Source organism: Yoonia sp. (genome assembly GCF_014859355.1).
Lineage (GTDB): Bacteria > Pseudomonadota > Alphaproteobacteria > Rhodobacterales > Rhodobacteraceae > Yoonia.
In genome coordinates, this window is the sequence record NZ_JACUUJ010000018.1 from 45,117 (window position 1) to 58,402 (window position 13,286).

General features: G+C 60.0%; 11 protein-coding genes. 7 read left to right on the forward strand and 4 right to left on the reverse strand.

All coding sequences use genetic code 11. The features are described 5' to 3' along the window. Nucleotides 1-59: 59 nt before the first annotated feature. The gene (locus IBX59_RS08365; protein WP_296374400.1) at nucleotides 60-374 is read right to left on the reverse strand and encodes a helix-turn-helix transcriptional regulator; all 315 of its coding nucleotides are present in this window, start codon (nucleotides 372-374) and stop codon (nucleotides 60-62) included. 126 nt (nucleotides 375-500) lie between these two features. On the opposite strand from IBX59_RS08365, the gene dnaE reads away from it, so the two are divergent. Further along, nucleotides 501-4,001 carry a DNA polymerase III subunit alpha gene (gene dnaE / locus IBX59_RS08370; protein WP_296374402.1) on the forward strand — a complete coding sequence of 1,167 codons (3,501 nt, stop codon included), beginning with the start codon at nucleotides 501-503 and terminating at the stop codon, nucleotides 3,999-4,001. A gap of 29 nt (nucleotides 4,002-4,030) precedes the next feature. Here dnaE and IBX59_RS08375 read toward each other — a convergent pair whose 3' ends face one another. Then, entirely contained in the window at nucleotides 4,031-4,234 is a 204-nt protein-coding gene (locus IBX59_RS08375) for a SlyX family protein (protein WP_296374405.1), read from the reverse strand. A gap of 198 nt (nucleotides 4,235-4,432) precedes the next feature. Here IBX59_RS08375 and hisS point away from each other — a divergent pair, with 198 nt between their 5' ends. From hisS to hisG, 3 genes are read left to right on the forward strand one after another with little or no spacing between them, the layout of a single operon-like run. Further along, a complete protein-coding gene (gene hisS / locus IBX59_RS08380; protein ID WP_296374407.1) occupies nucleotides 4,433-5,983 on the forward strand; it encodes a histidine--tRNA ligase in 1,551 nt (516 codons plus the stop codon). After that, a complete protein-coding gene (locus IBX59_RS08385; RefSeq protein ID WP_296374410.1) occupies nucleotides 5,983-7,059 on the forward strand; it encodes an ATP phosphoribosyltransferase regulatory subunit in 1,077 nt (358 codons plus the stop codon). The genes hisS and IBX59_RS08385 overlap by 1 nt, the downstream gene beginning before the upstream one ends. Then, on the forward strand, nucleotides 7,056-7,748 hold the full coding sequence (gene hisG, locus IBX59_RS08390) for an ATP phosphoribosyltransferase (protein WP_296374426.1): 693 nt from the start codon (nucleotides 7,056-7,058) through the stop codon (nucleotides 7,746-7,748). The genes IBX59_RS08385 and hisG overlap by 4 nt, the downstream gene beginning before the upstream one ends. Before the next feature lie 5 nt (nucleotides 7,749-7,753). On the opposite strand, the gene IBX59_RS08395 is transcribed toward hisG, so the two are convergent. Next, nucleotides 7,754-8,341: a hypothetical protein gene (locus IBX59_RS08395; protein WP_296374412.1), complete on the reverse strand. Its 588-nt coding sequence runs from the start codon at nucleotides 8,339-8,341 to the stop codon at nucleotides 7,754-7,756. 151 nt (nucleotides 8,342-8,492) lie between these two features. Between IBX59_RS08395 and IBX59_RS08400 the strand changes: the two genes are divergently transcribed. After that, complete coding sequence (locus IBX59_RS08400) at nucleotides 8,493-9,896, forward strand: aminotransferase class I/II-fold pyridoxal phosphate-dependent enzyme (RefSeq protein WP_296374414.1); 1,404 nt, start codon at nucleotides 8,493-8,495, stop codon at nucleotides 9,894-9,896. On the opposite strand, the gene IBX59_RS08405 is transcribed toward IBX59_RS08400, so the two are convergent. Further along, complete coding sequence (locus IBX59_RS08405) at nucleotides 9,864-10,295, reverse strand: DUF1489 domain-containing protein (protein WP_296374416.1); 432 nt, start codon at nucleotides 10,293-10,295, stop codon at nucleotides 9,864-9,866. The genes IBX59_RS08400 and IBX59_RS08405 overlap by 33 nt on opposite strands. 150 nt (nucleotides 10,296-10,445) lie before the next feature. On the opposite strand from IBX59_RS08405, the gene IBX59_RS08410 reads away from it, so the two are divergent. Together IBX59_RS08410 and IBX59_RS08415 are read left to right on the forward strand one after the other, a co-directional pair. Then, nucleotides 10,446-12,758 (forward strand): adenosylcobalamin-dependent ribonucleoside-diphosphate reductase, encoded by a 2,313-nt coding sequence (locus tag IBX59_RS08410; RefSeq protein WP_296374428.1) that lies wholly within the window; start codon nucleotides 10,446-10,448, stop codon nucleotides 12,756-12,758. A 256-nt stretch (nucleotides 12,759-13,014) separates the two neighbouring features. Further along, nucleotides 13,015-13,286, forward strand: a 272-nt coding sequence (locus IBX59_RS08415) for a hypothetical protein (protein WP_296374417.1), incomplete at its 3' end; no start/stop codon positions are given.

Genomic DNA, 13,286 nt, shown 5'->3' on the forward strand with positions numbered 1-13,286 from the left:
TTCGTGCCGCCTCAAGCCTGCCCAAAGTGCGCGCAAGATAGGGTGGAACTTCACCCACCCTACAGGTTGGGAAAATACGGGGTGTTTTCGTCGGCACGCGTTTCCCACAGGTGCCGCTGCCATGCCAGCCAACCCTGTGCTGCGATCAGGGGATGCGGTTCGATATGGCAGGTGCGCACGCGGCCTTTCTTGATCGACCTGACAATGCCTGTTTCCTCCAGCACGCGCAGATGGCGCATGAATGTCGGCAGCGCCATCGCATGGGGGGCATGCAATTCACTGACCGTGGCCGGGCCGCTGACCAGCCGTTCGATCACTGCCCGGCGCGTGGGGTCCGACATGGCCCCGAAAAAAGAATCAAGCTGTTTTGTCATGACATGCGCGTCGCTGATCGCACCGGCCCTGTCAATAAACTAAGCTAACGGGCTAGGTTTTGGCGGTTTTGTGCAAAGCCCGATTGCTGCCTTGTGCGCTGGCGCGCATCGGATACTTTGGCCGGCATGAGCACACATCCCCGATTCATCCACCTGCGCGTCCACACCGAATATTCACTGTTGGAAGGGGCGGTGCCGGTCAAGAAACTTTCTGGCCTGGCCGCTGGCATGGGGATGCCCGCCGTTGCCGTGACCGATACCAACAACATGTTCTGCGCGCTCGAGTTTTCAGAATATGCCGCCAAGGCCGGAGTGCAGCCGATCATCGGTTGCCAGCTGGATGTGACCTATACCGCCCCTGATCCGGGCAAGCGCCCTGACGCGCCCGCCCCCGTCGTGCTGCTGGCCCAGTCCGAGGCGGGGTATATGAACCTGATGAAGCTGAATTCGTGCGCCTATCTAAAGGGCGACGGGCAGGTGCCGCAGGTCACACTGGAAGAATTGGCACAGTATAATGCTGGGCTGATCTGTCTGACGGGCGGCCCGGACGGCCCCGTGGGGCGGCTGTTGCGGCAGGGTCAGCGGCCAAAGGCCGAGGCGTTGATGGACCGGCTGGCGGCCACATACCCCGACCGGATCTATGTCGAACTGCAACGCCACCCCGGTGACGGCGGCCTGCCCGAACAGGAACAGCTGTCCGAACGCGGTTTCGTGGAAATGGCCTATGCCAAGGGTCTGCCGCTGGTGGCCACCAATGACGCGTATTTTCCCAAAGCTTCACTTTACGAGGCGCATGACGCGCTGATCTGCATCGCCGATGGGGCCTATGTCGACCAGCAGGAATCGCGCCGGCGGTTGACCCCGCAGCACTATTTCAAATCGCCGCAGGAAATGGCGACGCTGTTCGCCGATCTTCCCGAGGCGCTTGAAAACACGGTTGAAATCGCGCGCCGCTGTGCCTTCAAGGTGTATAAACGCGCGCCGATCCTGCCAAAGTTTGCCGATGACGAGGTCGCGGAACTGCGCCGCCAGGCACATGTGGGGCTAAAGGCCCGACTGGCCGTGATCCCCCATGCCGCACCTGTCGAAGACTATGAAAAACGGCTGGAATTCGAACTGGGCATTATCGAAGGCATGGGGTTCCCCGGTTATTTCCTGATCGTGGCCGATTTCATCAAATGGTCCAAGGATAATGGCATTCCCGTCGGGCCGGGGCGGGGGTCGGGGGCGGGGTCGCTGGTGGCCTATGCGTTGCTGATTACCGATCTGGACCCGCTGCGCTATAGCCTTCTGTTCGAACGGTTTTTGAACCCTGAACGTGTGTCGATGCCCGACTTTGATATCGACTTTTGCATGGATCGCCGCGAGGAGGTGATCCGCTACGTGCAGGGAAAATATGGCCGTGACAAGGTGGGGCAGATCATCACCTTTGGCGCGCTTTTGTCCAAGGCTGCGGTGCGCGACGTGGGCCGCGTATTGCAAATGCCTTATGGTCAGGTGGACCGGCTGTCCAAGATGATTCCGGTGGAAGGCGTGAAACCCGTCAGCATCGAAAAGGCGCTGGCCGATGAACCCCGCCTGCGCGAAGAGGCCAAGAACGAAGAGGTCGTGGACCGCCTGCTGACCTACGCCCAGCAGGTCGAAGGGTTGCTGCGAAACGCATCCACCCACGCCGCCGGTGTCGTGATCGGCGACCGTCCGCTGGATGAGTTGGTGCCGCTGTACCAGGACCCGCGATCTGATATGCCCGCCACGCAATTCAACATGAAATGGGTCGAACAGGCCGGATTGGTGAAATTCGATTTTCTGGGGTTGAAGACGCTTACGGTCATTCAGAACGCGGTTGACCTGGTGCGCAAGGCGGGCCGCCCGCTGAATGTGGCCGCCGATGGCACGGTGCTTTACCAGCCGCCGGGAGGGTTTGAATACGATATCGGTGCAATCCCGCTGGATGATGAAAAGTCATACCAGCTTTATGCCAGTGCCAAGACGGTTGCGGTGTTTCAGGTGGAATCCAGCGGCATGATGGATGCGCTAAAACGGATGAAACCCACCTGTATCGAAGATATCGTCGCGCTGGTTGCGCTGTATCGTCCCGGCCCGATGGAAAACATCCCCACCTATTGCGAGGTGAAGAACGGCCTGAAAGAGCGGGCCTCGATCCACCCGCTGATCGATCATATCCTTGAAGAGACCCAGGGCATCATCGTCTATCAGGAACAGGTGATGCAGATCGCGCAGGTCATGGCGGGCTACAGCCTTGGCGGGGCTGACCTGCTGCGCCGCGCGATGGGGAAGAAGATCGCCGAGGAAATGGCCAAGGAACGCCCCAAGTTCGAAAAAGGGGCGATGGAAAACGGGGTTGATAAAAAGAAGGCAACCGAGGTTTTCGACCTTTTGGAAAAATTCGCCAACTACGGATTCAACAAATCCCATGCCGCAGCCTATGCGGTGGTCAGCTATCAGACGGCATGGCTGAAGGCGAACCACCCGGTGGAATTCATGGCCGGTGTCATGAACTGCGATATCCATCTGACCGACAAGCTGGGTGTGTATTTTCAAGAGGTGAAAAAGGGGCTTGGGCTGGAATATACGCCACCCTGCGTGAACCGGTCCATGGCGACGTTCGACGTGAAGGATGGCAAGCTGGTTTACGCACTGGGCGCGTTGAAAAACGTGGGTGTCGAGGCGATGAAGCTGATCGTTGCTGGGCGTGGCGACAAGCCGTTTGTAAACCTCTTTGATTTTGCCCGCCGGGTCGATCTGAAACGCATCGGCAAGCGCCCGCTGGAAATGCTGGCACGGGCGGGGGCCTTTGATGTGCTGGATGCAAACCGCAGGCGGGTGAGGGCCAGCCTTGATGCGTTGTCGGGCTATTCGGCGGCGATCCACGATCAGAAATCATCCAACCAGGTGTCGCTGTTCGGCGAGGCAGGCGATGACTTGCCCGAACCACGGCTTGCAGGCGACGATGACTGGCTGCCTGCCGAACGGCTGGCCGAGGAGTTCAAGGCGATCGGGTTCTATCTGTCGGGGCATCCGCTGGATGATTACATGGGTGCGCTGAAACGCAAGCAGGTGCTGACGCTGGACGAGGTGACGGCCAAGGCCGAACGCGGCGAATGCATCGTGAAAATGGCAGGCACCGTGTCGGGGCGGCAGGAACGCAAATCGGCACGCGGTAACCGCTTTGCCTTTGCGCAATTGTCAGACCCGACGGGTCAGTATGAGGTGACGCTGTTTTCCGATGTGCTGGACGCGTCGCGGGATTTTCTGGAAACCGGCGCGCAGGTCGTGATGACGGTGGTGGCGACAATGGAAAGCGATCAGTTGAAATTGCTGGGCCGGTCGGTGGCGCCGATTGACAGCGTGGTGGCCGATGCGGGTGGTGCGGGCCTGCGGGTGTTTATTGACGCACCGGATGCGATTGGCGCGGTGGCCAGAATTCTGGAAAATGCCGCCCGTGACGGCGTGCGCGCGGCGCGCGGGCCGATCTACTTCTGCCTGATGGGCGATGATCTGCCCGGCGAGGTGGAACTGGATCTGGGGCAGGAATTTCCGGTGAACCCGCAGATAAAGGGCGCCTTGCGGTCGCTTGGTGGTGTGATCGAGGTGGAGGACGCGTAGGGTAGGTTAAACCCACCTTTCGGGGTGTTTCACCAATGCGGCGGGCGTTGGTCGGCCAGGGGCATGGTGCCGCCGCTGTCCAACTCGCGGGTGGCTTCGCGTTCCATCAGCATCAGCAGCCGCCGTGTCGCCAGCGCCAGTTCGGTTTCCTGCCGCGCGACGATGTCGGACAGATCCTCGACCATGCGGGTCAGATGGGCGATCTGTTCTTCCAGATGTGTAATGTCGGTCATGGGGGCCTTTTACACCGTTACGTGTCACAAGCAACGGTTTGCGCTGGTTGCACGGGCGGGATTTGAGTTTTTTGGCCAAGATGAAGGGGGGAGCGTTGCGCGAAACCGGCTGCCTTGCCGCGCCAGAGGGGCAGGACTGCATTGCCCCTGTCACAGTGTCGGGTTAAACGGCCCCGAGACCAGCGAAGGCAGGACCAGATGGCCAAGGACAAGAAACAACCCCGCCCCAAGGCGCAGACGCCCAAGGGGTTTCAGGATTATTTCGGCGCGGATGTGACCGCGCGCAACGACATGCTGCGCAAGATCGGCGAGGTTTACCATCGTTACGGGTTCGATGCGTTGGAAACATCCGCTGTGGAAACGGTCGAGGCGCTGGGCAAATTCCTGCCCGACGTGGACCGCCCGAACGAGGGCGTTTTTGCTTGGCAGGAGGATGCCGACTGGCTGGCGTTGCGCTATGATCTGACGGCGCCGCTGGCGCGGGTCGCGGCGCAGTATCGTAACGATCTGCCCAGCCCTTATCGCCGCTATGCGATGGGGCCTGTGTGGCGGAATGAAAAACCCGGACCGGGGCGGTTTCGGCAGTTTTACCAGTGCGATGCGGATACGGTCGGCGCGCCGAGCGTGGCAGCGGATGCCGAGATTTGCGCCATGCTGGCCGATACGCTGGAGGCCGTGGGCATCGCGCGTGGCGATTACGTGATCCGTGTGAATAACCGCAAGGTGCTGAACGGGGTGCTGGAGGTGGCGGGCCTGTCGGGTGACGACAATGAGGCCAAGCGCGGGATTGTGCTGCGCGCGATTGACAAGCTGGATCGGTTGGGCTTGGAGGGCGTGCGTGCGTTGCTAGGTGAAGGCCGCAAGGATGAGAGTGGGGATTTTACCAAGGGTGCTGGGTTGAGTGATGTGCAAGTTGCTCCGATTGTGCAGTATTTTAACGGTAACAAAACCTACCAACGAAGTGCTACCATAAGGGCCGTGTCAGGAATCCGTACGGCGGCTGAAGTCTTAAATGCCAAGGGCGTTGATGTTACGGTGCTGCGAAATCTCAGAGCGCTGATTGGCGAATCAGCTGTTGGCGCGGCTGGCCTTGATGAACTTGAGGAAATTGCAGATCTCCTCGCCGCCCAAGGCTATGGCCCCGACCGCATCGTGATCGACCCTTCCGTTGTTCGTGGTCTCGGCTATTATACCGGCCCCGTCTTCGAGGCGGAACTGACCTTTGAGATCACCGATGAAAAGGGGCGGCCGCGCAACTTTGGCTCTGTTGCGGGGGGGGGGCGTTATGATGATCTGGTCAAGCGGTTCACCGGGCAATCCGTGCCTGCGACCGGTGTGTCCATCGGGGTGGACCGGCTGCTGGCCGCGTTGCGGGCCAAGGGGCAGGTGGATCATGCAGCCCAGGGGCCTGTCGTTGTCACCGTCATGGACCGTGATCGCATGGCCGATTATCAGGCGATGGTTTCGGAATTGCGGAACGCGGGCATCCGGGCCGAGGTTTATCTGGGCAACCCCAAGAATTTTGGCAACCAGTTGAAATACGCCGACAAACGCGCCGCGCCCATCGCGATCATCGCGGGGGGGGATGAGTTTGACAGCGGTGTCGTGCAGATCAAGGATCTGGTGCTGGGGGCGGAAATTGCCAAGAATGCCTCGCTTGCGGAATGGAAGGACCGGCCCAGTCAATACGAGGTGCCGCGCGATCAGATGGTGACCCGTGTGCGCGCCATTCTGGGTGGGCAAGGCTGATGGCACATATGTTGAGCATCTCGACCGAAGCGCGCCGCCTGCTGGATCTGTTCGTTGCGCAGGGGGCGCAGGTGGTTGCGTCGGATGTGCTGTTGCCTGCCGATACGCTGCTGGATCTTTATGGCGAAGATATTCGCGGGCGCGCCTATCTGACGACCGACCCCTTGCGCGGTGAAATGGTGCTGCGCCCTGATTTCACTGTGCCAGTTGTGCAGTGGCATATGCAAAGCCACGCTGACCCGGCGCGCTATACCTATGCCGGCAAGGTGTTTCGCAAACAGGACAGCGATGAAACCCGCGCCAATGAATATGTGCAGGTCGGATACGAGGTGTTCGACGGCCAGAACCCCGCTGCTGCGGATGCTGAAGTCTTTGCGCTGTTTGCCGACGCTTTGGCAGGGCTGCCGTTGCGTGCGGCGACCGGTGACATCGGGCTGCTGATGGCTGCCGTGGGCGGGTTGCGCACAACGCAGGCGCGTAAGAATGCGCTGCTGCGCCACATCTGGCGGCCGCGTCGTTTCAAGGCCTTGCTGCAACGCTATGCGGGCAAGGTGCCTGTGCCTGCGTCACGGCGCGCCTTGCTGGCGGCATCTGATCCTTTTGCAAATGCAGGGCCGGATATCGGGTTGCGCAGCCGTGCAGAAGTGGAACAGCGCATCGCCGCCCTGCGGGCCGATGCTGCGGCCGCGCCCATCTCGGGCGAGGAACTGGCACTGATTGATGCGCTGCTTGGCCTGCATGAAACCGCGCCACATGTGCTAAGTGCGCTGCGCGACATCGCGGTCGATATGCCCGCAATCAACAGCGCGGTGACACGTATGGCGCAGCGGCTGGACGCGCTGGCTGCGCGTGGCGTGGATGTGGAAACGCTCGAATTCGAGGGCAGCTATGGCCGCACATCGTTGGAATATTACGACGGGTTTGTATTCGGGTTTTATGCGGTGGATGCGCCCGACCGGCCGCCCGTCGCGACGGGTGGGCGGTATGATGCGCTGACCGCGCGGCTGGGGCAGGGGCGTGCGGTGCCTGCCGTGGGTGGCGTGATCCGCCCTGATCTGATGGAGGCCTTGCACTGATGTTGAAACTGGGTGTGCCGTCCAAGGGGCGGCTGATGGAAAAGACCTTTGACTGGTTTGGCGCGCGCGGGGTCACGCTGCGCAAATCAGGGTCGGAACGTGAATATGCCGGTGCCGTGGACGGGATCGACGGGATGGAACTGGTGCTGTTGTCGGCGGGGGAAATTCCGCGTGAACTTGCGGCCGGCAATATCCATCTGGGGGTCACCGGGTCTGATCTTGTGCGTGAAAAGCTCGCGAACTGGGACAGCCATGTCACCGAATTGACGCAGATGGGATTCGGCGGCGCTGATCTGATTGTAGCCGTTCCACAGGCTTGGGTTGATGTGGATACGCTGGATGATCTGGATGCGGCGGCGGCGGCGTTTCGCGCGCGTCATGGGTTCCGGTTGCGGATTGCCACGAAATATCACCGGTTGGCACGCGAATTTCTGCGCGAACAGGGGGTCGCGGATTATCAGTTGGTCGATAGTCAGGGCGCGACCGAAGGCACGGTCAAGAACGAAACCGCCGAAGCGATTGCCGACATCACATCAACCGGCGAAACCCTGCGCGCCAACGGGCTGAAAATATTGGAAGACGGTTTGATCCATGCCTCGCAGGCCACGCTGTTTCGCGGGCGACGGCGCGATTGGACCGATGCGCAGCGGGCAACGATGAAATCGTTGCAAAACACGCTGGCGATCTAAGCGGTTCAATCTTCAGTTTTTGGCCGGGCTGACAGGGCTTCGACCTTTTTGTGATAGGCCTCTGCGTCGCCATAATCGGCAAAGTCGGGGTAATGCGGGTGGGTTCTTTCCATGCGCTGGGCGTGCTTGATCGGGCACCAGAATTTTTCGGTGCGCCCCGCGATTTCAGACGCATAGGCCAGCAACCCGTTGCCATATCCGCAATAGACGCAGTTCATTTTTTCCAGCGCGTTCAGATAGTACAGCCGGTGCCGGTCAATCGCGATGTAATCGCGCCTTCGGACCTTTTCGATGCCGTAAACCGGAAAGCAGACCGCCTGATAGATCGTGATGAACAGATCAAGCAGCACAAAGGGGATGATGACCGCATAGATCACTGGTGCGGTCAGCACGATCAGCGGGCGCGAGCCTGCGATATATTGCAGCAGTCCGGTGCGCAGCGCGGAGTGGCGGCGCTGCACCTCTTGGTCGAAAACGGCGCGGCCATGTTCGATGCGCAAGTTCAGGGCGGCGCGCTGTTCTGCAAAAGCATCCTCCAGCTCGTCCTCCAGGGACTTGATCCGCGCAATCAGGTTTGTGACCTTGTCTGACATCGTGTCGCCCCTGTTTCTGCCCTGCTGTCAGGGTCAGCCTAGCACAGATTTGCAAAGGGCGATGTGAAAGGAATCAGCCGCTTGCCGTTCTGGCGCCTTTGCGCGGTATCTCTGTCTTGCGGTGGCGGTGGCGCCGTGGCTTAGTGCGCGCATGACACATGACGAATTGCTGGAATGGTCGCGGCGCGCGGCCGAATGGGCGCTGGCCTATCACAAGGGGCTGCGTGACAGGCCCGTGCGGGCGCAGACGAATTACGGGGCAACGGCGGCGCGCCTTCCCACGGCGCCCCCTGAACAGGCCGAGCCCGTTGACACGATTTTCGCGGATTTCGAGGCCATCGTGCCCGATGCAATGACCCATTGGCAGCACCCGCGTTTCTTTGCCTATTTTCCGGCCAACGCGGCGCCGGCATCGATGCTGGCCGAACAACTGGCCAATGCCATCGCGGCACAGGCGATGCTGTGGCAGACATCGCCGGCGGCGACGGAAATGGAACAGGTGATGGTGGGCTGGCTGCGCGCGGCGCTGGGGCTGGGCGCGCATTTCACCGGCACGATCCATGACAGCGCCACAACCGCAACCCTGTCGGCGGTGCTGACGATGCGCGACCGCGCCTTGGGCTGGCGGTCGGTTGACGAGGGGCTGTTTGGCGCACCGCGCCTGCGCATCTATGCGTCGGCGCAGACCCATTCATCTGTGGACAAAGCGGTGCGGTTGGCCGGTATCGGGCAGGCCAATCTGGTAAAAATCCCCACGCGCGACGATTTCGGGATGGACCCTGCCGCCCTTGATGCCGCAATCCGCGCCGATCTGGCGGCGGGATACAAACCTGCGGGCGTGGTGCTTTGCACGGGCGGCACATCCATCGGCGCTTGCGATCCGGTGGCAGACTGTCTGGCGGTGGCCCGGGCGCATGATCTTTACACCCATGTGGATGCGGCATGGGCGGGTTCGGCGATGATCTGCCCGGAATTCCGGTATTTATGGGGCGGTGTCGATGGCGCGGACAGCGTGGTGTTCAACCCGCATAAATGGCTGGGGGTGCAATTTGACTGTGCGGTGCAGTTTCTGGCCGATCCCGCGCCGCAGATCCGGTCATTGGGGCTGCGGCCCGATTACTTGCAAACGCTGGGGCAGGACGAGGTGGTGAATTTCAACGAATGGACCGTGCCGCTGGGGCGGCGGTTTCGGGCGTTGAAAATCTGGTTCGTGCTGCGCGTCTATGGGCTAGAGGGGCTGCGGGCCCGTATCCGCAACCACGTGACATGGGCGCAGGAACTGGCGCGGGTGATCGGTGATATGCCCGGTTTTACCATCGTCACCGCACCGATTCTGTCGCTGTTCACCTTTCGTTATGGCGATGATGCGGCCACGGAAAACCTGCTTGCGCAGGTCAATAATGACGGGCGGGTCTATCTGACCCAGACGCGGCATGAAGGCCAGTTCGTAATCCGCGTGCAGGTCGGGCAGTTTGATTGCACCCGCGATGACGTGATGACGGTGGCGACGGTGCTGCGCGCGCTAACGCACACCGATGGCGGCCAGTGCCTTTGATAGTTCGGGCGGCAGGGGGTCTTCCTCTTGCCGACCCTTTGGCAGATCATCGGGGGCATCGGCTGGATCAAGGTATCGCCAGCCTTGAAAGGGGCGTTTGGGCGTCGCTGCGACACGGATCAGGCCAGGCTGGCAGACGATGGCGCAGCGGCGGATATCATCGCCTGCGATATATTCATCCAGCCGCAAAATCGGTTGCCGACACAGAATCACGCCCTTGATCACCCAGTAAATCGACCCGCCGTTCAGAATGTCATCGCCGCGCTTTGGCCACATGCGGGTGATGTGGCGCGGCAAACCGTCACTGGTTTGCGCGCGCGCGCTGCCCTGCCATGCGGCAAGGCCCGCCACATCATCCGTGCCGACCGATAGTTTCAGCATATGCACTGTTTTGGTCATGCGATCCCCCCCCGGGATGTGGATGAAAGTTAACCCGATGAAACCTACTTTCAAGGGGCCGAAATGACCAGATATGGTTTGACCGGCGCGGGGGTTCGCAATATGTTCGCAGTCCTTCCCAATGCCATTTCCGTGACCAAGGATACCGCCATGACCGTATTTTCCGCCCCGATTGCCCAACAGATCTGGGACATGAAGTATCGTTTCAAGGGCGCCGATGGCATGCCGATCGACGTGACGGTCGAAGATACCTGGGCACGAATCGCAAAATCGCTGGCGGCGGTCGAGAAAAAGCCGGCGCTGTGGGAAGCCAAATTTCGCGACGCATTGGCCGATTTCAAATTTCTGCCCGCGGGCCGGATCACGGCAGGGGCTGGCACGGCCCGGTCGGTGACGCTGTTCAACTGCTTTGTCATGGGTACGATCCCCGATACCATGGGTGGAATTTTCGACATGCTGAAAGAGGCCGCGCTGACCATGCAGCAAGGCGGCGGCATTGGCTATGATTTCAGCACGATCCGGCCCAAGGGGGCGGCGGTCAAAGGGGTGGCGGCGGATGCTTCCGGCCCGTTGTCTTTCATGGATGTCTGGGATGCGATGTGCCGCACGATCATGTCGGCAGGGTCGCGCCGCGGCGCGATGATGGCCACCATGCGCTGCGATCACCCCGACGTTCAGGATTTCATCACCGCCAAATCCGACCCCGCCCGCCTGCGCATGTTCAACATGTCTGTGCTGGTCACCGATGCCTTCATGGCGGCGGTCAAGGCCGATGGCCAGTGGGATCTGGTGTTCGATGGCAGCTGCTATCGCACCTTGCGGGCGCGCGATCTGTGGGATGCGATCATGAAATCAACCTACGATTACGCCGAACCGGGGGTGATTTTCATCGACCGGATCAACCAGATGAACAATCTGGCCTATTGCGAAACCATCGCAGCAACCAACCCCTGCGGCGAACAGCCCCTGCCGCCCTATGGCGCCTGTCTGCTAGGGTCGATCAATATGGCACGTCTGGTGGCCGATCCTTTCGGGGCCGATGCGGCGCTGGATCAGGATGCGTTGACCGATCTGGTCGCGACAGCAGTGCGGATGATGGATAATGTTGTCGATGCCTCGCGTTTTCCGCTTCAGGCGCAAGCAGATGAGGCCCACGCGAAACGCCGCATTGGTTTGGGTGTGACAGGGCTGGCTGATGCCTTGCTGATGGTCGGCCTGCGCTATGGGTCAGAAGAGGCCGCCGCCCAGACAGATGAATGGATGCACGCGATTGCGCGCGCCGCCTATCTGGCCTCGGTCGATCTGGCCAGTGAAAAAGGCGCGTTCCCGCTGTTTGATGCCGACAAATTTCTGGCCAGCGGTGCAATGCAGCATATGGATGATGATGTGCGCGATGCGATCCGTCAAAATGGCATCCGAAATGCGCTGCTGACGTCAATTGCACCGACGGGCACGATCAGCCTTTATGCGGGCAATGTATCATCTGGGATCGAACCTGTTTTCGCCTATGCGTATACCCGTAAGGTGCTGCAAAAAGACGGCTCGCGGACCGAGGAAGAGGTGGTCGATTACGCCGTGCAGATGTGGCGCGACCTGAAGGGCGACGCGCCCTTGCCCGACCATTTCGTGAACGCCCAGACGCTTGCGCCGCTGGACCATGTCCGCATGCAGGCCGCAGCACAGAAATGGATCGACAGCAGCATTTCCAAAACAATCAACTGCCCCGAAGACATCAGCTTTGACGATTTCAAAGATGTCTACATGGCCGCGTGGGATCAGGGCTGCAAAGGCTGCACGACCTACCGGCCGAATGACGTGACGGGATCGGTCTTGTCGGTGTCCGAGGAAAAGCCTGCGCATCATCTTGCCGAAAATACTCCCGCCGGAGGCTCCGACGGTGCCGGCGGCACTGTCTTTGCGTCAGAGGGCGAAGTTGTCTACATGTCCGAACCACTGGATCGCCCCGCAGAACTGGAAGGCGCGACTTACAAGCTCAAATGGCCCGACAGTGAACATGCGATCTATATCACGATCAATGATCTGGTGATCGCAGGCCACCGCCGCCCGTTCGAGGTATTTATCAATTCCAAGAACATGGAACATTTCGCATGGACCGTGGCGCTGACGCGGATGATTTCCGCCGTTTTCCGGCGCGGTGGCGATGTGTCTTTCGTGGTGGAAGAACTGAAAGCCGTGTTCGACCCGCGCGGCGGCGCATGGATGCAGGGCAAATATGTGCCGTCCATTCTTGCGGCGATTGGTGGCGTGATCGAAAAACACATGGTGTCGATCGGGTTTCTTGCAGGGGAAGGCATGGGGCTCAAGACAGACCCCCGCGCGGATGTAATGGCCGTGAACACCGCGCCGCGCGGCAAAAGCTGTTCTGCTTGCGGGTCACATGATTTGCGGATGATCGAAGGCTGCATGACCTGCGCATCATGTGGTTATTCGAAATGTGGCTGATGATTTTGGCTTTGTTTTTGCTTGAAACTGAAAGCAATTACTGGCCACTTTGAGAGCGATTGATGACCTCCAGTATTCATGCCTTGGTATTCACCTTCATGTAAAAAGGATGGCTCAGTAAGGCGGAATTTCCAAATGGAAATTTGATATTTCCGCGCTCCGGCGTGCGATGCCGCAAAAGAAAGCCGTTCTCAATCGCTTCCGATCGGCAACTCCACATTTTTGGCTTCTCTTGCTCAGCTGAATGACTGCGATCATGGTGCGCTTGGTCTTGAGGCAAGTGGTATGTCTTATTGGTAAAAAAGATGGCCACAGCATCGCCGTGGCCATCTTGAAGAGGATTATGGTTTTATCGCTCAGTGCAAGACGAGATCGCCGATCAACCCTTGCCAAGCCCTGCCCGGAGCAAGTGAGCTGCTCCCCATCGGCTGGACATGATCTGGCGTTAATTAAGCTACTCTTTCACCTGCTGATCGAGAAACGCGCGAAAGTTGGTGATGCCCTGAGGGGCGGCATATCATGGCGGTG

What these genes read in the sequence shown, in the direction of transcription:
- dnaE (WP_296374402.1), top strand. Translation starts at nt 501, where the DNA reads ATGAGCACACATCCCCGATTCATCCACCTGCGCGTCCACACCGAATAT.
- hisS (WP_296374407.1), top strand. Translation starts at nt 4,433, where the DNA reads ATGGCCAAGGACAAGAAACAACCCCGCCCCAAGGCGCAGACGCCCAAG.
- IBX59_RS08375 (WP_296374405.1), bottom strand. Translation starts at nt 4,234, where the DNA reads ATGACCGACATTACACATCTGGAAGAACAGATCGCCCATCTGACCCGC.
- IBX59_RS08395 (WP_296374412.1), bottom strand. Translation starts at nt 8,341, where the DNA reads ATGTCAGACAAGGTCACAAACCTGATTGCGCGGATCAAGTCCCTGGAG.
- IBX59_RS08365 (WP_296374400.1), bottom strand. Translation starts at nt 374, where the DNA reads ATGACAAAACAGCTTGATTCTTTTTTCGGGGCCATGTCGGACCCCACG.
- IBX59_RS08410 (WP_296374428.1), top strand. Translation starts at nt 10,446, where the DNA reads ATGACCGTATTTTCCGCCCCGATTGCCCAACAGATCTGGGACATGAAG.
- IBX59_RS08405 (WP_296374416.1), bottom strand. Translation starts at nt 10,295, where the DNA reads ATGACCAAAACAGTGCATATGCTGAAACTATCGGTCGGCACGGATGAT.
- IBX59_RS08400 (WP_296374414.1), top strand. Translation starts at nt 8,493, where the DNA reads ATGACACATGACGAATTGCTGGAATGGTCGCGGCGCGCGGCCGAATGG.
- IBX59_RS08385 (WP_296374410.1), top strand. Translation starts at nt 5,983, where the DNA reads ATGGCACATATGTTGAGCATCTCGACCGAAGCGCGCCGCCTGCTGGAT.